We start from the raw sequence: 21,862 nt of genomic DNA on the forward strand, positions 1-21,862 counted from the left end.
AAGATGATGAATCACTTACGTATAGAGACAGGATAGGTGTTAAATTTCTTTCAATCAAAATAAACAAAGTCAGCAATTAGCTGACTTTGTTTATTTTATAAAATCCGATTGGCTAGTTTATTTGATTCGCTAGGCTTTCACGTTGTGTCTGTGGAATCACTGTCCAGTGAGTGCCACGAATTGCCCCTTCAAGAGAGTAGAGCAGCTCTAAGCTAACAGGCGTCGTGTGGGATTCTTGAATGGCTTGATAAGCGCGCACCGCCCCCGCTTCTTCAAGTTGGGTGACAGTCTCGATTCCTGCTTTTTTCAACATTCGCTCGGTCGCTAGGCGAAGATTTGGCAGATCTTTCAAGCGTTGTGGCTTGGTTGTCTCTTGCTTTATCTTGTCTTCAGTTGCGGCTTTAAGTGCAACTTGAGCAACCTTTAGCAGTTGATTCTGTTCATTGACCCAGGTGTCTGGCAGTTGAAAATACTTAGTGACAACGGGGAAACCACGCTTTTCATAGACGTAAGGTTCCAGTTTATGTTCTGAAATAGCAGAATCCAACGCAGCACATTTACGCACATGCAGTTTGTTTTTGACAACCAATGCAAACATGGTGTCATTGACGAATATGCCAAAGCCGCCAAACATTGATCGGGACTTGACACTGCCAAGTTGCTCGAATAAGCGCATCGAGTCTTTTAATATCGGTTTATCCATGCTTTGTAATCTCGGTGAAGAAACATTCACGCCACCAAATTCAGGCCCGAGAGAATAGCAAAAACAACACAAACTTATGTCATAGAAAGGTTATGCTAGTGTAGTTTTACCATCGGCAACCCCGCTACCTTTCCATAATTATATCATAAACATGAATAAAATGACTGGTTAAGGCCGGAGGCTTTGCGTCCCACCTTCTCAGATGGTTTGCCCTGTGCGTGGCTTTAAGAGAGCATAATGAAAAGCGGAATAGGTATCACATCTTCAAGATCGATAGTGTGATGTTGATTCCAAAAAATAACCCTGACATTTTGCATTTGTATGCATAGTGTCAGGGTTATTAAATTTGTTATGAAATCAGACGCTTAATTATTAAGGTTGCGTACCGTTAAACGCTCAACAATTTCTGGGTGCATTTCAAACACACGCTTATCGTGCTCTTTGTCTTTGATGCGCTCCAGAAGGATTTCAAATGCATTCTTACCCACACGGCGTTTCGGCTGGTGAACGGTCGTTAGTGGTGGTGAGAAGTATTCTGCAAGCTCGATGTTGTCATAACCGATAACAGACATATCATCAGGAATACGGATGCCATTCTCTTGTAGACGACTCATTAGGCCTAAAGCCATGGTGTCATTGAAACAGAACACAGCGGTTGGCTTTTCATCCATCGCTGCGATTTTATCTGCCGCTAATACCGCAGTATCACACTCGAAATTACCTTCTAAAATCCAGTCTTCCACAACGTTAAGTTTTGCTTCACCCATCGCGCGGCGGAAACCGTTAATTCGCTCTTTACAAGCCGCCTTCTCGAAGTGACCGCTCAAACAAGCGATGTTTTTATGGCCATTGTCGATAAGGTATTTAGTTGCGAGATAGCCACCTTCTTCCGAGTTATCGATAATCTTATCGGCTTGTGATGTTTCAGGACCCCAATCCATGATCACTTTAGGAATATCAGGGTGGCCGTTTAACATTTCACTCAGTTCTTCAGTCAGGTCTGAACACATCACCAAGATACCATCAACACGCTTTTCAGCGAGCATGCGGATGTAGTCACGTTGTTTCTCGTAGATACCGCCCGTATTACAAAGGATAAGTGTGTAGCCTTGACGGTAGCAGTAGCTTTCTACGCCGTCGATAACCTCAGAGAAGAATAGATTGGTAGATTGAGTCACCAGCATACCGATGGTACGCGTGGTATTACATTTCAAACTACGAGCGACAGCACTAGGAGCGTAGTTAAGCTCTTTTACTGCCTTATTTACTTTTTCTTGAGTTGTTTCAGCTACAAATCGCGTTTTGTTGATGACATGCGATACAGTGGTAGTAGAGACACCGGCAAGACGCGCAACATCTTTAATAGTGGCCATAGGAGTGGTCCTTAATTGTATTTCTTATTTACCGCACGTTGCTCAGCGTTGTCTTCAACCAAATATGAGCCGTGTTGCGGTAGTCGCCTAGGGAAAAAACCAAATAAAAAACCGCTTTATCGAAAGCGGTTTAAAAATATCCGAGTATTCTAGACTGCTATCGTTAGCGACGCAATCTTAATCGTTTTTGATTAAGATGGTTCGTCCAGTAGATATAGACAGTCTAGCTCAAGAAATGCAACTAATAGACTACTCACGGCAGAATAGAAGCCAAACTCGTCTTTTTGCTGACAAAGTGCATTAAATTGCGGGGTCCAGCTCAAGATATGTTGACGAATGAACTCGGCTTGTTCAACCAAGGCACTATTAAGGTGTTTTTCTTGTTCTAATTCGTTTGAGCGAATGATTAGGTTACCAAGAAAATCGAGCTCTATTGCAATGTGGTCTGCGGGCTCGTTCAGAGCTTGGCTGACTTGAATGTTGTGAGCCGCTAAGACTTTGGTCATTTCTTCAGCCGGCTTACCGTTGAGGTTACCCGATTTGTCCAAATAGATAGAGGCATAAGGCAACGCGCCTTCTTTATCTGATTTTAGAAACAGTTCACAGAAATCTGCGGAAAGCTCAAGCTGGGCATCTTCACGGTCTTGTAGGCGATTGAGTGCATCCACCAACTTATCAACGGGCTTTTTCAGCTGAATATTTTCACCAAGGCCTGCCAAGAATGCGCGAATTTCAGGGCTTTGGTATTGCTCAAGTCCTTGTTCATCAAGCTCACTGGCGAATAGGCTAGACAGCCACCAATAAATCTCTGCGCGTTTTTCGTTGAACGCTTTGATCTCTTCAATCACACGAAGCTCCAAATCATCTATGGATAAGTTTTAAGTATAATCTGACTCTGATGCAGTTGCTCATTAGAGTCCTATCTATCTGATAGGTGGAGTATAAAGGGAAAATGTGAATAGTGTTATCGGCATCTGTGTCAGAAAGTGATGGTTTATAGCTAATTGTGTTTAGCGCTGAGCGGGACGAACAACTTTCAGTTACCAATTTAGAGCATAGAGTTGCTTATTGAAATGAAGGTGTAGGCGGCGAAAGACCGGGAGAGCTTGCTGTTTATCAATAAAATCGGAATAAAGCGCATCTTCAGGTTGAATACAATCTAAATATGTCTAATTATGAATGGGACTAAGTAATTTCCGAGTAAAGAGAATAACATGAGCTATCACGTTCTAGTTGTTGAAGATGATCTAGTGACACGCAGCAAGCTTGTTGGGTACTTTCAAAATGAAGGGTACACAGTAAGTGAGGCGAGTTCAGGATCAGAAATGCGAGAGTGTCTACAGCAAGCTGAGGTTGACTTGGTGATGCTAGACATTAACTTGCCAGGAGAAGATGGCTTGATGCTGACGCGAGAGTTACGCGGACAATCAGACATCGGAATTATTTTGGTAACAGGACGTACCGATAGCATAGACAAGATTGTTGGCCTAGAAATGGGGGCCGATGACTATGTGACCAAACCGTTTGAATTGCGTGAGCTTCTCGTTCGGGTAAAAAATCTGCTTTGGCGTATCTCACTGACCGGACGAGAGGCGGTGAAAGAGGAAGAGCCAGAGCAAGATGATAATCTCGTGCGTTTTGGTGAGTGGACATTTGATATTCAGCGCCGAGCTCTGAGCCGCGATGGTGAACCCGTAAAGCTGACGAAGGCGGAATATGAACTGTTGGTTGCACTATCATCGCATCCAAGACAAGTGTTAAGTCGCGATCGTATATTGAGTATGATTAGCCATCGAGTCGATGCCCCTAATGATCGTACTATCGATGTGCTGATTCGACGCATGCGCGCAAAGATGGAGTTCGACCCGAAGAACCCGCAAATTTTTGTCACGGTACATGGTGAAGGTTATATGTTTGCAGGCGATTAGCCGTGAGCGATTTCCCAACATGAGAAAATGGAGCCTATAACCTTAGGCTCCATTTTTTGTTTCTGGTGGCTGCTCTGATTCTTTTTTCTGTGGCCTGTTATTAGTTGAGGTTTAATAGGTGCTTGTTTTCATGAATTTCTTTTTGATAGGCATTGCCAATGATGTTTGATAGGAATCTTCTATTGATTTGATAGAAACAGACAATTTCTAAAATTTCTCTCTCAAGTGCATTATTACCTCAACGACACAGCGAAGTGTCAAACAATCACATAAAGAGAGACTAAGTCATGATCAACACTACTATCAAACCATTTAACGCTACAGCATTCAAAAACGGCGACTTCGTAGAAGTTACAGAGCAAGACGTTCTAGGTAAATGGGCAGTATTCTTCTTCTACCCAGCTGACTTCACTTTCGTATGTCCTACTGAACTTGTTGACCTACAAGAGAAATACGCAGAGCTTCAATCTCGCGGCGTAGAAGTTTACTCAGTATCTACAGATACTCACTTCTCTCACAAAGCATGGCATGATACTTCAGACAAAATCGGTACTATCGAGTACTTCATGGTAGGTGACCAAACTGGCACTATCACAAACAACTTCAACGTAATGCGTGAAGGTCAAGGTCTTGCAGACCGCGCTACTTTCCTAATCGACCCAGAAGGTACGATTCAAGCAATGGAAATCACTGCAGAAGGTATCGGTCGTGACGCAGAAGACCTACTTCGTAAAGTGAAAGCAGCTCAATACGTAGCAAACAACCCAGGTGAAGTTTGCCCAGCTAAGTGGAAAGAAGGCGAAGAAACGCTAGCTCCTTCTCTAGACCTAGTAGGTAAAATCTAATCAACCTTGATTAGACTCTAGTTTGCATGCTCCGCTTCTTGCTCCTAAAGGGTGGGGTATGCACCTTAGTTAACTAGGTTTCAATCAATAATCCAGCAAAAACAAATAACTAAGCATCAATAAGATAACCCTTTTTTATTATCCTTTTTTGAATCTTACTGATGCCATAAATTCAGTAGTCACCAGTTTACAGTTAGCAGGTATTCCCATGTTAGACCAAGCCATGAAGCAGCAGCTTAAAGCGTACTTAGAAAACTTAAAAAACCATGTTGAGCTTGTCCTAAGCCTTGATGACAGCGAAACCGCAGGCAAGCTCGATGCACTTGCGCAAGATATTGCTTCACTGACCGATAAGATTTCGGTGAAGCGCGATGATCAAGCAAGTGAGCGCAAACCTGTAATGCAGGTGCGTAATGAAGAAAAAGGCACGGCGATCGGTTTTGCTGGTCTGCCAATGGGACATGAGTTCACATCACTAGTCCTTGCACTGCTGCACAGTGGCGGTCACCCAATTAAGTTGGAAGCAGATGTAATTGAGCAGATCAAACAGCTAAATAAGCCACTTAATGTCGAGATTTTTATCTCTCTATCTTGTCAGAACTGTCCGGAAGTGGTTCAAGCCTTCAATATGATGTCGGCAATTAACCCGCTAGTGACAGCGACTATGGTAGATGGCGCAGCATTCCAAGATGAAGTGAAGCAGCGCGATATTATGGCTGTACCAAGTGTTTACATTAATGGTGAACTGTTTGGTCAAGGGCGCATGTCTTTAGCTGAGATTTTAAATAAAGTCGATACGGGCGCAGCAGAGAAGCAAGCACTGAAACTAAACGAGAAAGAACCGTTTGATGTCCTTGTGGTTGGTGGTGGCCCTGCTGGCTCATCGGCAGCAATCTACGCAGCACGTAAGGGTATTCGCACCGGTGTGGTTGCAGAACGCTTTGGTGGTCAGGTTATGGATACTATGGCGATTGAGAACTTCATCTCTGTGAAAGCAACGACAGGTCCTAAGCTGGTTGCTAGCCTAGAAGAGCACGTAAAAGAGTACGGTGTCGATGTCATGACAGAGCAGCGTGCAGCAAACATCATTGATGCGAAAGACACCGAAGATGGCTACACACATGTTGTGCTGGAAAGTGGTGCGGTACTGCGTTCAAGAACAGTGATTACAAGCACGGGTGCAAGATGGCGTGAAATGAATGTGCCGGGTGAGCAAGAGTATCGCAACAAAGGTGTTGCATACTGCCCACACTGTGATGGTCCACTGTTTAAAGGCAAGCGCACTGCGGTAATCGGTGGCGGTAACTCGGGTATCGAAGCGGCAATTGATTTATCGGGTATTGTTGAGCATGTAACTGTATTGGAATTCGCTGACACACTACGCGCTGACCAAGTACTTATCGACAAAGCCAACAGCACACCAAACATCGACATCATCACGATGGCACAAACCACAGAAGTGTTAGGTGATGAAACACGTGTAACGGGTCTTGAATATATTGACCGCAACACAGGCGAGAAAAAGCAGATTGATCTTGCGGGCATTTTTGTTCAAATCGGTCTAGTGCCAAACAGTGAGTGGCTGAAAGACTCTGGTGTTGCCCTTTCACCTCGAGGTGAAATTGAGATTGACGCACATGGTGCAACCAGTATGAGTGGTGTTTTTGCCGCAGGTGATGTTACGACAGTCCCTTACAAGCAGATTATCATCGCTATGGGTGAAGGCGCGAAAGCAAGTCTCGGTGCATTTGACCACCTGATTCGTAACCCTGCACCAACAAAAACATTAGCCGAAGCATAATTGTACAAGCGTAGAGCTGGTTAATAATGATTGAATGCCACTAGTGACCCTGGTGGCATTTTTGCGTTCTGTCTACTCAATAAATGAATAATTTTCTGATTATCAATTTTTGATTGAAAGTGTTTTCATTACTAGGTGGCTTATCAGAGTTCGTTTTTTGGATAAAATGCTTGGCACTTGTTAAGAGTACGAATCACGACCCATCTGTTAGGAGTATCCACGTGTCTCATCAAATTCTTAAAGATCTTCACAGCCGTTACACTGCGAAAAAATACGATGCAGCGAAAAAAATCTCTGCAGAGGATATGGAAGTTATTCTAGAAGCACTTCGCCTGTCTGCTTCTTCTATCAACTCTCAGCCTTGGAAGTTTGTTATCGTAGAGAGTGATGAGGCAAAACAGCGTTTGCACGACTCATTTGCGAATAAGCACCAGTTCAACCAACCACACGCAAAAGAAGCATCACACACGATTTTGTTTGCTTACGATCCTAACTTTACGAAAGAGAAGTTCGCGAAACGTGTTGATGCAGAAGTAAGCTCAGGTCACTTACCTGCTGAAATGTACGATCAGTTCATGGGTGCTTATGCATTCGCTGAAATGAACACAGACGAGTCTGGTTACAACGGTACTTGGACTAAAGCGCAAGTTTATCTAGCACTGGGTAACATCATGCACGTACTGGCTCGTATGGGCATTGCATCAACTCCGATGGAAGGTGTTGATGGCGAGCTGCTTGGCGAACTCTTCAAAGACGAGCTTGATGGTCACGTTTGTGAAGTGGCACTGTCTATGGGTTACCACAAAGATGGCGAAGACTTTAACTTTGGATTGCCAAAAGCACGTCTAGCGCGTGAGCAGATCATTGAAGTTGTCTAATCTTCAATAAAACATTCCAAGGCGTAGGTTCTGACGAATCTGCGCCTTTTGTTTTATTTGTGTTCCCAAATGCCGAACTGTGTTTATAATGCACGGTCTTTTAGTTAATCCAGAATTATTGTGTTCAAACTGACTCGTCAACTTCTTCTAGCCCTAACCGTTATGCTGAGCTTTATCGCTTCGGCAGCGCCGTTACAGCTTGAGGTTGGCTCGGTGACTCAATCAGTGAGCACATTAAACGTTGTCAGTATCAATCTGGGAGCTATGGATCAAGCCGATCCTGTTTCTATAGATAGTGAATCCCAAGATGGATACCTACTGCTCGATGCGGGAGCCGATGTTTGCTTACCCAACACTCGACGCGTGTTCAGTGTCGATGAAGTGGCTTCACAAGGTGAAGAGCCCGATTACTACTTGCTGATTGCTTTTGATAACCCTGACCTGTTGACTGCGGCACAACGTGCGGAGTCGAGTACCTATTTTATTCCATTCTGGCAACTCGCTACGCCCGATAGCAGTTTACGCCTCGGCGGCTGGAAAGAGAGCAACCTTCAATACCGTTTCCTACAATCTTCTCTGTCTTAAAGAGTTAACACAGCTTGGCTGTGTCTAATTTCTATCTCTAAACCCCAATTTTTTGTGGGCACTATTTGTGTTCGCAGAGCACTATCTTGTGGTGGTTTAGATGCAATACTCATCTTATTGAGAAGACAGATTTATGAGAAAAAAACCTTCTAAGCCAGCGATCAATCGTAATCGCTTTTGGCACTATCTGACATTGTGTTTATGTGTCGTTCTTATGGCGTTAAGTGCTTTACCATCATGGTATGGTGAAGACGCGGCTTTGCATATCAGCGCGAGAGGTGCTGACAACATAGACGCGACCGAAGTCGCTAACCTATTAACTCAAAATAATATTGATAGACGAAATATCGTTCAACAGGACGATCGAATCGTAGTCACTCTAGTTCACGCGGAGCAGCAAGCTGCGGCTCAATCGCAGCTCTCTAAGCAGTTACCAGAAGGCACAACAATTGCGCTTGCCTCTGAAGCGGCAGCGCCTGGTTGGCTTTTGGATATGGGCTTTAACCCGGTGAAGTTGGGTCTCGACTTGCGGGGTGGGGTGCAGTTTTTGTTGGACGTGGATATGGAGCCGGTCTACGCGGCTCACCGTCAAATGGTGATTGACGATTTAACTGCGGAGTTGCCGCGTTCACGAGGTCGTATAGTTCATGATTCAGCTCAGATTACGCTGCGTAGTCAAAATGATGCGAGTGAGTTAAGAAAACTGGCTCGAGAGCGCTTCCCTAACTGGCAGTTAAGTGGCTCAGATCGCCAGTTTAGCTTGTCATTGACCAATGAAGAGCAAAATGAACTGCGCCGTTTAACGGTAATGCAGAACCTACAAATCATGCGTAGCCGCTTAGCTGAGCTAGGGATTACCGAAGCCTCGGTGCAGCGCCAAGGTGAAAACCGGATTCGTATAGAACTACCTGGGGTACAAGACCCAGCAGCTGCAAAAGATGTGATAGGTGCGACAGCATCATTGGCCTTTCACTCCGTTCCGCACGCACCCACACGCGACACTCTCGTTATTGAAGATCAGCAAGGTCAATCGGTCACGGTATCACGGAGAGCCGTTCTTGGAGGAGAACATATTGTTGATGCTCGCGCGGGTGTGGGTGAGTTTGGTGATGCCGAAGTGAACATCAGCTTAGATGGACTAGGCGGTAGAAAAATGGCGAATTTCTCTCGCCAGAATATCGGTAACCCGATGGCGACTGTCTATAGCGAGTACAGCCGTGCTCATGATGGTTCAAGCCAAAAGAGCAGCGAAGTGATTAGTGTAGCAACGATTCAATCTCAGCTAGGCAATCGTTTTAGAATCACGGGCGTTGGCAGCATGAATGATGCTCAGGAACTGGCACTACTACTGCGCGCGGGCTCGTTAACCGCCCCAGTGACCATTGTCGAGGAGCGTACTATTGGCCCATCTTTGGGTGCAGAAAACGTGAAAAATGGCTTTGCGGCTTTGGCGCTGGGTTTGGGGATCACATTTACCTTTATCGCAGTATGGTATCGACGACTCGGTTGGGTTGCGAATGCGGCGTTGATGACGAATATGGTGATGCTGTTTGGTCTTATTGCCTTGTTACCTGGGGCAGTGTTAACCCTGCCGGGTATCGCGGGCTTAGTCCTCACTGTTGGTATGGCAGTGGATACCAATGTGCTGATCTTTGAGAGGATCAAAGACAAAATGGCAGAAGGGCGCAGCTTTGCCGCTTCAATCGATCGAGGTTTCCAAAGTGCTTTTTCATCTATCTTCGATGCTAACTTAACCACGATGATTGTGGCACTAGCGCTTTACGCAATTGGCAATGGCCCTGTTCAAGGTTTTGCGTTAACACTCGCATTGGGCTTACTAACCAGTATGTTTACCGGCATTTTTGCTTCAAGGATCTTTATCAATCTGATTTGGGGGCGTGACCAACGCCGTGATGTGAGGGTATAAGCAATGAAATCGATGATGAATCTAAGCAAAATCCGTTTAGGGATGTCTCTGCTGTCACTGGTTATGGTGTTAAGCGCGGTGATGACTATTGCGGTTAAGGGTTTTAACTGGGGGTTAGATTTTACTGGCGGTGTAGTGAGTGAATTTCAGACCGAGCAATCACTGACATCGGATCAAATTAAACAAGCGTTTAGTCACGCGCTTGAACAAGATGTTCAATTGACTCAATCGGGTGAAAATGGTCGTTGGTTGGTGAGATATAGTCAGCCAGAAGGTGAAATGCAGTCTGTTGCGGTTATTTTGGCCGAGATAACGGATGATGTAAAAGTCTTAAACAGCAGCATCGTTGGCCCGCAAGTCGGACAAGATATGGTAGAAAAAGGCGGACTGGCGGTATTGACCTGCTTTGTCCTGACTATGCTGTATCTCAGTTGGCGTTTTGAGTGGCGCTTAGCCCTAGGTGCTCTTGGCGCGCTTATCTATGATGTGGTGTTGGTGTTAGGCTTGTTCTCTATAACGGGTTTAGAGTTTAACCTGACGGTATTGGCCGCCGTGTTGGCGGTACTCGGTTATTCTCTTAATGACTCTATTATCATTGCTGACCGAGTTCGTGAGTTGTTCAAGGGCAAACCGAACGGTGATACGGCTGAGTTGATTGACTCCGCGATAGTGGCTACTTTCTCTCGAACTATGATTACATCTGGGACGACGTTCGCAACAGTAGCGTGTCTATGGCTGTTAGGGGGAGCACCATTGCAAGGCTTTGCGATAGCACTGTGCTTCGGTATCGTGAGTGGTACTTGGTCATCAATATCTGTGGGCGTTACATTGCCTCAACTGATTGGTCTGAAGCCTGAGCATTATATTGCAAGGAAAGATGAGTATGAGGAGGAGTACCCTTAACTCGTTACTATAGCGATAAAAAATGCCGCTCTTGTTTTAAGAGCGGCATTTTTGTTTTGGTTATGGGTAAATTTAGTTATTTATTAAAAACACCAAACTGCTTTGCAGCGTAGGCAACACGTTCAGCCGGTTTAGGGTATTCAGCAGGTGTGCCTAAGTTTTCAATGTGCTGGAGGCGAGGAAGTAACCCACTACCGTTCGCGATTTGGATAGCGAGACCAGGACGAGCGTTAAGCTCAAGTACCATCGGTCCTTCTTCTTTATCCAAAACCATATCGGTACCCATATAGCCAAGACCGGTCATTTCCCATGCACTCGCAGCCAGTTCGAGCAGGCGATCCCAGTGAGGAACTTGAAGCTGACTTAGCTCTTGTCCTGTATCAGGGTGGTGGGTGACGGGTTGATCAAACTGAACGGCTCGAACCGCGCGTCCAGTCGCAATGTCAATACCGATTCCGACAGCTCCTTGGTGAAGGTTGGCTTTACCATCAGAGGCTGTGGTTGAACAGCGCATCATTGCCATGACTGGGTAGCCTTTAAATACGATAATACGTACATCTGGCACACCCTCGACACTGTAGCCATCAAAGCAGTCATCGAACTTGATCAGGTTCTCAACGACTGCGACGTCATTTTTACCACCCAAAGAGAACAGGCCAGCCAACGTGTTACTGATGTGGCGCTCGACGTCTTCTTCGTTAATAGTAGAACCCGAAGGCTTGGTATAAACGCCATCTTTGTGTGAAATCACAACCAGAATGCCTTTACCACCACTGCCTTGCGCGGGCTTGATAACAAACCCAGGCCACTCTTTAACCATCTTATGAATGGACTTTACATCGGCTTGAGTATGAATAGTGCCAATAAGGGCAGGGACAGTACACCCTGCCGCTTCAGCAATGATTTTTGTTTTTAACTTATCGTCTACCAAAGGGTATTTTGAGCGATCATTGTAGCGGCCAATGTAACTGTGGTTACGTTGGTTCATGCCCATGATACCCTTCGCGCGTAGCTTACCTGGTGAGGTCAAACGTGAAAACATCGTTTAGTCCTCCGCAAGTGGCTTAAAGCGACGTAGCTCAGTTAGACGGTAGCCAGTGTATGTACCAAGGAGCAGAATACCGCCCAGTACAATCAGCTGAAGACCGATGAAGTTAAAGGTTAAGTGCTGAACATAGCTGTTAGTCATTGCAAGGTAAACGAGTACCGCGGTTAGCAATGAACCACCGCCTTGCATCACAACTTCTTTAGGCCCTTCTTCTTCCCACAAAATCGACATACGTTCGATCGTCCAAGAAAGGATGATCATCGGAAAGAAAGTGATAGATAGACCTTCTGTTAAACCAATGCGGTAGGCCACAACAGTAAACACAGAAATGATCATAATTACGGTGATAATTACCGCTGATATCCGCGCGACCAATAGTAGGTTGAGTCGTGACAAGTAGCTACGAATCACTAGACCTGTACCGACAATCAGCAAGAAGCCGACAATACCTGTTACAAGCTGGGTTTGGACAAATGCCACCGCTATGAGAACGGGCATGAAGGTACCGGATGTCTTCAGGCCGATAATCACACGCAAGAATACGACAATCAGAGCACCAATCGGGATTAGCATGATGGTCTTAAACATCGCTTGCTCTTCTAGCGGCAAGCTATGAATCGACATATTGAGTAGGCCATCAGCATCGACTTTATTGTTGGTCGCTGTTTTCGCAGACACTTCTTGTGCAATCATTGAAAAAAGAACTTGGCTGTTGCTACCGCCAATAAGATCAAGCAGAGAAACGTTGGACTCATCCCAAATAAGAATGTTCGGGCCGGTGCCTTGTAGACCGGATTCAGGGTTAAACAGTTGCCACGCTTTGCCATCCCAAACTTGGTTCATTGGCTGAATGCTTTGGCGACGACGACCATCTTCTAACTCAATCACACCAGCAATCTTGCTTGGTACACCTGCGTAAGCCAGAATCTTATCCACGGCTTCGACTTTCGGCATGTCGTTAAGAATTAGCGCGGCGTTTTGGCTGTCACCATCATTTAGTGTTTTGATGAGCTCGCGAGCAAAGGTAATGTCATCAGCAGAGCGTTGCTCAGAGCGATCAATGAGTGCGATAGCGGCGGCTTCTACAGGGCCACTGAATGTTGGTTTGTTGCGTTCTCCCTGAGGGGGAATGACTTCAACATCGGCGTTCGGGTCGACTAAGAATTGAGTGCGGTAGTAAATGGTTTGTGGGCCAGTCGCTTCACGAATCGACCACTCAGCGCGGCGCCCAGTGTCTGTTTCAAGGTACGCAACGCCATAGCCTTGAGATGAAGCGGATTCACTGATGAGCGTGTAACCTGGTTGAGTGTGAGGAGCGGCTAAAGAAGCTTTGATTGGCTCGCCTTGACCAGAAAACTCAAGTCTTGCTTCAATATCCCATACTTGACGTGTTTCTCCTGGCGTCCACGGCACACCGTACGTTTGGTGTCTAAAAACACTCAGTACTATCCCTGCAACTACCAGTAACACGACCGATACATAAAATGGAATTTTAGACGTCATAAGTTACCTTGTTATTTTTGTTTATTGTCCGTATGAATATATTGTTTGCTCACATCGACGACTGCAATGTCACGGATAAATTCACGCCCTAGAAGTACTGGGTGGCTCATCTGTGAACGGTCTGCCAATGTAAACTGTGCTTTCTCATGGAGATCACCCAATCGAACCCACAATTCAATGACGAAGCGACGTTCTGCTTCTTCACTGCTAGATTGACGAATTTTAGCCATTCTAACCACAGGGGCTTCAACCCAGACTGGCTCATCTTGCTCGTTTTGAACCACGTTGCCGTCATCATCTGCGATATGGAAACGAACCCAACGCTTGCCGTTTCGTTCAAACTGCTCAATATCCGCAGCGTTGATAGACGATGTAGCAGCCCCAGTATCTATACGGGCATCGAATGTGGCATTGAGTGCATCAAATTGCACGCGCTCTACTGAGCCTAATACCACTCCATGAACAGGTGTTGGCGCTTGTGTTACAACAACCGGAGGCTGAGCACTTTTCTCTGAAATATCGTCTAACTGCTCGTTAAAGACAGAGCGACTTTGTTCCAAAGCAGACTGCAGCTCCATAACTTCGTACTCTAGACTTTCAATGTAGTCTGTTTGGTTAGAAATTTGTAGCTCTAAATAACTCATTTTGTTAAGAATCGAGAGCTCTGATGATTTTAGCTGCTCAAGAGTTTCTTCATGAAGAGCGACATGATCTGTCGAGGCACAACCAGAAAGGGCAAGAACCAGTAATGCTGGGAAAAGTCTTGATGTCATGATGTTTCAGTGGTGATGGACATAATTAGCGCGAGTGTAGCGCATTAAGGAGAAGGCGAAAAGCCTTCTCCGGCATGAGAGAGTAAAAGGTAGAAGAGTTTAGTTAAGTTTCTGTCAATTATGGTTTATTTGCTACCAGAATCGCACGGCGAGGCGCCGGATGCCCTTCGACCGTTCGGCTTGGATCGTTCGGGTCTAGGTAATCTGGCAGAGAGTTGTGTGTCATCCATTGTGTTGTACGTTGCTCACCAATCGAAGTGGTGTTTTCATCCACAATTCGCACATTTTCAAAACCCACTTGCTCAAGCCACACTTTCAGTGCTTTTGCTGAAGGGAAGAAGTACACATTGCGCATCTGCGCATAGCGATCAACAGGCACAAGTACCGCATTTTCATCACCTTCAATAACCAGTGTCTCAAGGATCAGCTCACCTCCAGACACCAATTGATCTTTCAACTGAATCAAGTGGTCGAGCGGAGAGCGGCGGTGATAGAGTACCCCCATACTAAAGACAGTATCGAACGCTTCAAGTTTAGGGAGTTGCTCGATTCCTAGTGGTAATAGGTGCGCGCGCTGGTCATCTCCCATGAGCTTACGAATCGCTTCAAATTGGACTAAGAACAAGTGAGATGGGTCGATACCCACACATAAACGCGCACCTTCGCCCAGCATGCGCCACATGTGATAGCCATTACCACAACCCACATCAAGCACTGAGCGGTTCTCAAGTGGAGAAATATGCGGTAGAACGCGATCCCATTTCCAATCACTGCGCCACTCGGTATCGATATGAATACCATGTACGTGGTATGGCCCTTTGCGCCAAGGGTGGAAAGTGCGCAGCAGGTTTTCAAGTTTCTTTAACTCACCTTGATGCATCGGCTCGCTATTTGAAAGGTCCACCTTGGTTTTTAGGTCAACCGTATCTGGCGAACCCTCTGGAATCTTATTCAGTGCACGAACCCAGCGAGCAAAGTCGCCATGCTCGGCATTTTGCCAATCTGTTAACTGCTGTGGCAATGTATTTAGCCAAGGCTGTAGGCGCGTATCTTGAGCAATCAATTGGTAAAAATTGGCAAAATTGAACATAGTGTGGAATCCAGTTTAAAAATCAGTTCCCTAGAAAAGTGATCGTTGCAGACGTCTAGGGTCAGCCTACAACGAAATCATTATTTGATTGCGAACTATTTTACAGCGAACATCGAACCGAAGTTAAAGCATTGGAACCAAACCTCAAAGCTTGAGAAACCAATGTCTGCAAAACGTTCTTTATGCATGGCGATAGAGTCAGGGCGCATAACGTTTTCAATCGCACTACGTTTTTGGCTTATCTCTAACTCACTGTAGCCGTTAGCGCGCTTAAAATCATGGTGAAGATCAATCAACAGGTCGTTAGACACACTGTCTTCAAAAACGAACTTCTCAGACAAAATCAAAATACCGCCAGGGCGTAAGCCCGCGTGAATTTTTTTCAGTAGCGTATAGCGATCTTCTGGTGAGAGAAACTGTAGCGTAAAGTTCAATACAACAACAGACGCATTGTCAATATCAATTTGACGAATGTCGGCTTCAACCACATCAACAGGGGTATCACTGCGGTAAGAGTTGATGTGCAGCTTACAGCGCTCAACCATAGCAGGAGAATTATCGACTGCGATGATCTGACAACCTTCTTGATTAATATGGCGGCGCATAGAGAGCGTGGCAGCACCCAGTGAGCAGCCTAAATCATAGACATTGGTGTTCGGTTTCACAAAGCGCTCAGCCAGCATGCCAATTGCCGAAATGATGTTACTGTAGCCAGGCACAGAACGCTGGATCATATCAGGGAAGACTTCTACCACTCGCTCATCGAAGGTGAAATCACCAATTTTGTCGATAGGCGCTGAAAATATGTTGTCTTTGTTGCTCATGCTGCTCTCGCTCACGCAATGTCTGATGGTGCTTCACCAGTCGTAAAAAAGGCGCGTATTTTACGGTAAAAAACTAAGTTGCTCAACGACTTCATTTTAGACGCTTTTCGTGAATCTAGAACCTACTTCCTTTGTTTCAATTTCTTTATATGTGTGGTGTGCAATGAATAGTCGACTATGCTCAAAGAGTGTCATCACACATAAGATTAAATTATATAACTATCAATTATCTACCCTGCATTTTATTAATGGAGGGTCTCAGGTGGCTTCAAGGAGGTAGCGTAGCCATCGCTATTCTTGGGGGGAATGAAGTGTGAAAAAATTGATTCTAACTACGATTGGGTTGTTATATGTGTCTAGCTTTTCTGTTGCCGCAGTCAGTGTACCAAACCCACCGGAATTAAGTGCAAAAGGGTATGTCTTGATGGACTACCATTCGGAAGTCGTCATAGCGGAGCAGAATGGAAGAGCAGGACTTGCTCCGGCCAGTTTGACAAAGTTAATGACCGCCTATGTTGTTGGGCAAGAGATTATTGCAGAGCGTCTCAATTGGGAAGACAAGGTTACGGTCGGGGTCAATGCGTGGTCTCAAAAGTTCCCGGATTCTTCCAAGATGTTTATTAAGCCCAAAGATGAGATTAGTGTATCCAACTTGATGCGCGGTGTGATTGTTCAGTCTGGCAATGATGCCTGTGTCGCACTTGCTGAGCACGTCGCGGGCAGTGAGGCGGCTTTTGTCAGCTTGATGAATGAGTGGGCTGACAGTTTGGGTATGTATGATACTCGATTTATCAACTCTCACGGTTTAGATGCCGAGGGAATTCAGACATCACCAAGAGATATGGCGATCTTGATGAAGAATATCATTGAGGATGTTCCTGATGTTTATGAGCTCTACAGTGAGAAAGAGTTTACGTGGAATGATATTAAGCAATACAACCGCAATAGTTTGCTATGGGACAATGCGATCAATGTCGATGGTGGCAAGACAGGCTACACCTCTAATGCAGGGTACAGTTTAGTCAGTTCAGCGATTGATGGTGACACTCGCCTAATTTCCGTTGTTATGGGTACCGAGAGTAAAAACGCACGTATTGGCCAATCGAAAAATTTGCTGAGTTATGGATTTCGTTTTTATACCACTCAAAAGATTGCTGATGCCGGACAAGTAGAATCAATGGTTCGTGTTTGGAAAGGTGACCAAAGCGAAATAGAGGCCGGTTTTCCTCAAGATGCTTATATAACCTTACCTCGCTCACAGACCAAGGGGCTCGAACGTTCTGTTGTTATTGAAGAGCCCTTGATGGCACCGGTCAAACTTGGCCAAAAAGTGGGGGAAATTGTTTGGACAAAGGAGAACGAAGTTGTCGCTCGCTATCCTATAGTCAGTGGCCAAGCGGTTGAGGAAGGGAACTGGTTTTCAAAAATATGGGATAGTGCAATACTTTGGTTCAAAGGGCTATTTTCCTCATTTTTGAGCAGTTGATGTTCAGAACAGGTTGAACTGAGGCTGAGTGCTTTTCGCTGGGAAATTATTCAGTGAATCCAGAGGTGTGTTAGTTTCAGTCAGTCTGTTTTGCAGTTGCGTGTAGAGTCGAGTCGCCAACTCTGGCGCGAGAACATTATCTGGTGTATGAATCATGACATAGGGTTGCACACCTTGCTCAATCCATTGAGGCAGTTTATCGAGCCAAGGAGCAAAAAAGGTGTCGTTGGCCTCAAGATCAGGGTGACCAATGAAACGGATCATAGGCCTTGTTGCAGTAGCGATAGCATGCACTGGCACCCGTGGCTTTTTTTGGTGAGCATCAATAACCGCTTCTGTGGTAGGTTTTGCTGCAAATACTGGGCGGCTATCCATAATCACGCGATTAATGCCATTCTCATTTAACCAACTATTTAGTTGTGATTCCTCATCGCCTTTAGCAAAAAATATTGGGTTTCGAACTTCAATGCCGAGGTTGTAATCTCTTGGGAACAGTTTGGTAAAGCGTTGAAGTTTTTCTAGAGCGTCGAATCCAAAAGAAGAGGGCAGTTGAATTGTCCATTGACCGACTTTCTCGGCTAGCGGTTCCATGACTTTTAGAAAATGAACTAGCTCCCCTTGGCTTGCAGTCAATTGTTGCTCGTGGGTAATTTGCTTGGGAAGCTTAAAGGTAAACCGAAAGGTTTCAGGTGTTGCATCTCGCCAGTTGAGGACAGTTTGAGCATTCGGTGTTGCATAGAAAGTCGTATTGCCTTCAACGGTATGGAATACTCGAGCGTATTTCTCAAGCCGCTCTGAGGGTTGTGTGCCTTTGCCATAAAAGCTCTGTTGCCATTGGTTGTGTGACCATAAAGTCAGGCCAAGTCGTACCGGAGTGTATGTCATGCTGCGTAATCTAATCGTGAAAGCTTATTTAATTTAGAGCAATTTGACGTTGTTTTCACTCTATATATCCTTACCAATTATCGGTATAATCGCCGCCTAATTTTGCTCGATTGACGCACTTTTGCCTACTAAATAGTCGAATTGTCGTCAGTCCGGTATAAAACACACCAAATTATCAGCTGAGGAGTCGATTTAATCTGACTTTCAGCGTATAAATGGAACTTTGAACCGTCAGCATTGCAAGTGCTGGTGGAGAGTCATCAACAAATTTTAAGATATTGGGAATTTCATTATGCGTACCCATTACTGTGGTCACCTGAACAAGTCCCTTGCAGGACAAACTGTAGAACTATGCGGCTGGGTTAACCGTCGTCGTGATTTAGGCGGTCTAATTTTCATCGATATGCGAGATCGTGAAGGTATCGTTCAGGTAGTCGTTGACCCAGATATGGCGGATGCTTACGAAGTGGCTAACACACTACGTAATGAATTCTGTATCAAACTAACGGGTGAAGTCCGTGTTCGTCCAGACAGCCAAGTCAACAAAGACATGGCGACAGGTGAAGTTGAGATCATTGCTAAAGGTCTTGAAATCATCAACCGTGCCGACGTTCTGCCACTAGACTTCAACCAAAAGAACTCTGAAGAGCAGCGCCTAAAATACCGTTACCTAGACCTACGTCGCCCTGAAATGAGCGATCGCATCAAGCTACGTGCGAAAGCGTCTAGCTTTGTTCGTCGTTTCCTAGATGATAACGGCTTCCTAGATATCGAAACACCAGTACTAACAAAAGCGACGCCAGAAGGTGCACGTGATTACCTAGTACCAAGCCGTGTTCACAAAGGTTCGTTCTACGCGCTTCCTCAGTCTCCACAGCTATTCAAACAGCTGCTGATGATGTCTGGTTTTGACCGTTACTACCAAATCGTTAAGTGTTTCCGTGATGAAGACCTACGTGCTGACCGTCAGCCAGAATTCACACAGATCGATATCGAAACCTCATTCATGAGCGCAGAGCAAGTTCGCGAAACGACTGAAAAGATGGTTCGTGATATGTGGCAAGAGCTTCTAGATGTGGATCTAGGTGAGTTCCCAATCATGCCATTCTCTGAAGCGATGCGTCGTTTCGGTTCTGACAAGCCAGATCTACGTAACCCACTAGAGCTAGTAGACGTTGCTGACCTAGTAAAAGATGTAGAATTCAAAGTATTCTCTGGCCCAGCTAACGACGAGAAAGGTCGCGTTGCTGTTATCCGCGTACCAGGTGGCGCTAAACTAACTCGTAAGCAGATTGACAGCTACGGCGAGTTCGTTGGTATCTACGGTGCGAAAGGTCTAGCATGGATGAAGGTTAACGACCGTGCTGCAGGCATGGAAGGTATCCAATCTCCTGTTGCTAAGTTCCTAAACGAAGAAGTTATCAACGGCATTCTTGAGCGCACTGGCGCTGAGACTGGCGACATCATCCTATTCGGCGCAGACAAGGCAAACACAGTATCTGAAGCAATGGGCGCACTACGTCTGAAGCTAGGTACTGACCTTGAGTTGACTAACGAATCTGCATGGGCTCCGCTATGGGTTGTTGACTTCCCAATGTTTGAAGAAGACGACGAAGGCAACCTGCACGCAATGCACCACCCATTCACATCGCCTCTAGGTGTGACAGCGGAAGAGCTAAAAGCAAACCCAGCGGCTGCTAACTCAAACGCATACGACATGGTTCTTAACGGCTACGAAGTGGGCGGCGGTTCTGTACGTATCCACAACGCTGAAATGCAATCTGCAGTATTCGATATCCTAGGTATTGAAGCCGACGAGCAGCAAGCGAAGTTTGGTTTCCTACTAGACGCACTGAAGTTCGGTACACCACCACACGCTGGCCTAGCATTCGGTCTAGACCGTCTAGTAATGCTGCTATGTGGTACTGAAAACATCCGTGACGTTATAGCATTCCCGAAAACAACGAACGCTTCTTGTCTACTAACAGACGCCCCAAGCCTTGCAAACCCAGCATCGCTTGAAGAGCTAGCGATTGCTGTAACGGCAGCGAAAGAGAAAGACGCTGAGTAAATTGCGAACGTCTTTTAGATAGTTGAAAGCCCGCTAAAGCCCGCTTAAGTTGAGCGGGCTTTTTTAATGTTTTGGATTTTGTACACTGTGCTAAAACGCTTTTGGACAAAAGTGAGTCACGAACAAAAACATACTTTGATTCTTTGGATTACCTCAGGTATTACCACCATATACTCAGCAGACATGAATGTAGCCAAATTCACTTACCCTCTACATTCCCAATAGAAAATGAGATAGAGAAACAAAAGATGCAGGCTTCGATTCAATACTGAATGATTGGCACGATCTGATTGAATACTGTCGTCATTGGATGTTGAGTGGCGTGATTTGAGAGCCTATAATGTATCCATCAGCTTACGACGTTAAGCAAATAATGGCATACGAAAAGAGGCACTCAGCATGACAAACACAGCATTAATCACTGGCGCATCAAACGGTATTGGTCTTGAACTGGCAAAAATTCACGCAAGCAAAGGTGGTAACCTGATACTTGTGGCTCGCTCTGAGTCAAAACTCAATGACCTTAAATCAGAACTAGAAAATCAGTATGGTATTCTAGTCACTGTCATTGCTTTAGATCTCTCTCAACCTAGCTCAGCTCATGCGCTATTTGAACAAACCGAAGCGCGCTCTCTACAAGTTGATACGCTAATTAACAACGCAGGTTTTGGTGGCCACGGCAAATTCCATCAACGTTCTCTGGCCGATGAGCAAGCAATGATGCAGGTGAACATGGTAACGTTGACTAACCTTACGCACCTTTATCTAAAGGGAATGGTTGAACGTAAGCAAGGCAAAATCCTTAATGTGTCATCAACCGCATCATTCATGCCAGGTCCATTACAGGCGGTGTATTACGCAACAAAATCGTATGTCACCTCATTTAGTCAGGCGGTAGCAGAAGAAGTTAAAGATAACGGTGTAACCGTGACGGCACTATGCCCTGGTACTGTGGCGACTGGGTTTGTACAAGCGGGAAATTTAGAAGGCGTTGATGCGTGGAAAAATGCAAAAACACCAAGCTCTGTTGCAGAGTGCGGCTATAACGCTATGGAAAAAGGTGAGCTAGTGGCATTTAATGAGCTTTCGTTAAAGTTCATGCTTAACTGGATTATTCCGTTTTTACCGCGCAAGCTTGTGTTAAAAATATCACGCCAAACAATGGAAAAGAGCACAAAATAAAGTAGCGGGCCATTCGATATAGTCGGTATCTGAAGTGTCAATAGGTAGAAGTGTTGC

At 45.4% G+C, this 21,862-nt stretch carries 19 protein-coding genes and 1 riboswitch; of the genes, 10 read left to right on the forward strand and 9 right to left on the reverse strand.

All coding sequences use genetic code 11. The features are described 5' to 3' along the window. Positions 1 to 112: 112 nt before the first annotated feature. The 3 genes from QWZ05_RS00190 to torD all read right to left on the reverse strand — a co-directional run bounded on the left by QWZ05_RS00190 (position 113) and on the right by torD (position 2,921). On the reverse strand, positions 113 to 703 hold the full coding sequence (locus QWZ05_RS00190) for a TfoX/Sxy family DNA transformation protein (RefSeq protein ID WP_264875888.1): 591 nt from the start codon (positions 701 to 703) through the stop codon (positions 113 to 115). A 111-nt stretch (positions 704 to 814) separates the two neighbouring features. After that, positions 815 to 925, reverse strand: a riboswitch (cyclic di-GMP riboswitch). 143 nt (positions 926 to 1,068) lie between these two features. Then, positions 1,069 to 2,076, reverse strand: coding sequence for an HTH-type transcriptional repressor PurR (gene purR, locus QWZ05_RS00195; protein ID WP_264875887.1), 1,008 nt, complete (start codon positions 2,074 to 2,076; stop codon positions 1,069 to 1,071). A 191-nt stretch (positions 2,077 to 2,267) separates the two neighbouring features. Continuing rightward, positions 2,268 to 2,921 (reverse strand): molecular chaperone TorD, encoded by a 654-nt coding sequence (torD, locus tag QWZ05_RS00200; protein WP_264876240.1) that lies wholly within the window; start codon positions 2,919 to 2,921, stop codon positions 2,268 to 2,270. A 369-nt stretch (positions 2,922 to 3,290) separates the two neighbouring features. Here torD and torR point away from each other — a divergent pair, with 369 nt between their 5' ends. The 7 genes from torR to secF all read left to right on the forward strand — a co-directional run bounded on the left by torR (position 3,291) and on the right by secF (position 10,943). Then, positions 3,291 to 4,004: a two-component system response regulator TorR gene (gene torR / locus QWZ05_RS00205; RefSeq protein WP_264875886.1), complete on the forward strand. Its 714-nt coding sequence runs from the start codon at positions 3,291 to 3,293 to the stop codon at positions 4,002 to 4,004. A gap of 287 nt (positions 4,005 to 4,291) precedes the next feature. Then, the gene (gene ahpC / locus QWZ05_RS00210; protein WP_290295831.1) at positions 4,292 to 4,849 is read left to right on the forward strand and encodes an alkyl hydroperoxide reductase subunit C; all 558 of its coding nucleotides are present in this window, start codon (positions 4,292 to 4,294) and stop codon (positions 4,847 to 4,849) included. 208 nt (positions 4,850 to 5,057) lie between these two features. Beyond that, the gene (gene ahpF / locus QWZ05_RS00215) at positions 5,058 to 6,650 is read left to right on the forward strand and encodes an alkyl hydroperoxide reductase subunit F (RefSeq protein ID WP_290295833.1); all 1,593 of its coding nucleotides are present in this window, start codon (positions 5,058 to 5,060) and stop codon (positions 6,648 to 6,650) included. A gap of 221 nt (positions 6,651 to 6,871) precedes the next feature. Beyond that, positions 6,872 to 7,528, forward strand: a complete 657-nt coding sequence (locus tag QWZ05_RS00220; protein ID WP_264875883.1) for a nitroreductase family protein — start codon at positions 6,872 to 6,874, stop codon at positions 7,526 to 7,528. A 120-nt stretch (positions 7,529 to 7,648) separates the two neighbouring features. After that, positions 7,649 to 8,113 (forward strand): hypothetical protein, encoded by a 465-nt coding sequence (locus tag QWZ05_RS00225; protein WP_290295836.1) that lies wholly within the window; start codon positions 7,649 to 7,651, stop codon positions 8,111 to 8,113. 133 nt (positions 8,114 to 8,246) lie between these two features. Beyond that, complete coding sequence (gene secD / locus QWZ05_RS00230; RefSeq protein ID WP_264875881.1) at positions 8,247 to 10,040, forward strand: protein translocase subunit SecD; 1,794 nt, start codon at positions 8,247 to 8,249, stop codon at positions 10,038 to 10,040. A gap of 3 nt (positions 10,041 to 10,043) precedes the next feature. After that, positions 10,044 to 10,943, forward strand: coding sequence for a protein translocase subunit SecF (gene secF, locus QWZ05_RS00235; RefSeq protein WP_264875880.1), 900 nt, complete (start codon positions 10,044 to 10,046; stop codon positions 10,941 to 10,943). A gap of 76 nt (positions 10,944 to 11,019) precedes the next feature. Here secF and QWZ05_RS00240 read toward each other — a convergent pair whose 3' ends face one another. The 5 genes from QWZ05_RS00240 to cmoA form a co-directional block, all read right to left on the reverse strand. Continuing rightward, complete coding sequence (locus QWZ05_RS00240) at positions 11,020 to 11,985, reverse strand: alpha-L-glutamate ligase-like protein (protein ID WP_290295838.1); 966 nt, start codon at positions 11,983 to 11,985, stop codon at positions 11,020 to 11,022. A gap of 3 nt (positions 11,986 to 11,988) precedes the next feature. Beyond that, positions 11,989 to 13,494: an inactive transglutaminase family protein gene (locus QWZ05_RS00245; RefSeq protein ID WP_264875878.1), complete on the reverse strand. Its 1,506-nt coding sequence runs from the start codon at positions 13,492 to 13,494 to the stop codon at positions 11,989 to 11,991. Between the two features lie 11 nt (positions 13,495 to 13,505). Continuing rightward, positions 13,506 to 14,267, reverse strand: coding sequence for an ATP-dependent zinc protease family protein (locus QWZ05_RS00250; RefSeq protein WP_290295839.1), 762 nt, complete (start codon positions 14,265 to 14,267; stop codon positions 13,506 to 13,508). A gap of 118 nt (positions 14,268 to 14,385) precedes the next feature. Then, positions 14,386 to 15,357: a tRNA 5-methoxyuridine(34)/uridine 5-oxyacetic acid(34) synthase CmoB gene (gene cmoB, locus QWZ05_RS00255; protein ID WP_290295840.1), complete on the reverse strand. Its 972-nt coding sequence runs from the start codon at positions 15,355 to 15,357 to the stop codon at positions 14,386 to 14,388. A gap of 95 nt (positions 15,358 to 15,452) precedes the next feature. Next, positions 15,453 to 16,181: a carboxy-S-adenosyl-L-methionine synthase CmoA gene (gene cmoA / locus QWZ05_RS00260; RefSeq protein WP_290295841.1), complete on the reverse strand. Its 729-nt coding sequence runs from the start codon at positions 16,179 to 16,181 to the stop codon at positions 15,453 to 15,455. A gap of 313 nt (positions 16,182 to 16,494) precedes the next feature. On the opposite strand from cmoA, the gene QWZ05_RS00265 reads away from it, so the two are divergent. Then, on the forward strand, positions 16,495 to 17,667 hold the full coding sequence (locus QWZ05_RS00265; RefSeq protein WP_290295843.1) for a D-alanyl-D-alanine carboxypeptidase family protein: 1,173 nt from the start codon (positions 16,495 to 16,497) through the stop codon (positions 17,665 to 17,667). 3 nt (positions 17,668 to 17,670) lie between these two features. Here QWZ05_RS00265 and QWZ05_RS00270 read toward each other — a convergent pair whose 3' ends face one another. Continuing rightward, entirely contained in the window at positions 17,671 to 18,552 is an 882-nt protein-coding gene (locus QWZ05_RS00270) for a DUF72 domain-containing protein (RefSeq protein ID WP_290295844.1), read from the reverse strand. Between the two features lie 292 nt (positions 18,553 to 18,844). Here QWZ05_RS00270 and aspS point away from each other — a divergent pair, with 292 nt between their 5' ends. Both aspS and QWZ05_RS00280 read left to right on the forward strand, forming a co-directional pair. Next, positions 18,845 to 20,623, forward strand: coding sequence for an aspartate--tRNA ligase (aspS, locus tag QWZ05_RS00275; RefSeq protein ID WP_264875872.1), 1,779 nt, complete (start codon positions 18,845 to 18,847; stop codon positions 20,621 to 20,623). Between the two features lie 399 nt (positions 20,624 to 21,022). After that, positions 21,023 to 21,805, forward strand: coding sequence for an SDR family NAD(P)-dependent oxidoreductase (locus tag QWZ05_RS00280; RefSeq protein WP_290295846.1), 783 nt, complete (start codon positions 21,023 to 21,025; stop codon positions 21,803 to 21,805). The last annotated feature ends 57 nt before the right edge of the window (positions 21,806 to 21,862 follow it).

Source organism: Vibrio agarivorans, from assembly GCF_030409635.1.
In the GTDB taxonomy this organism is placed as follows: Bacteria; Pseudomonadota; Gammaproteobacteria; order Enterobacterales; family Vibrionaceae; genus Vibrio; species Vibrio agarivorans.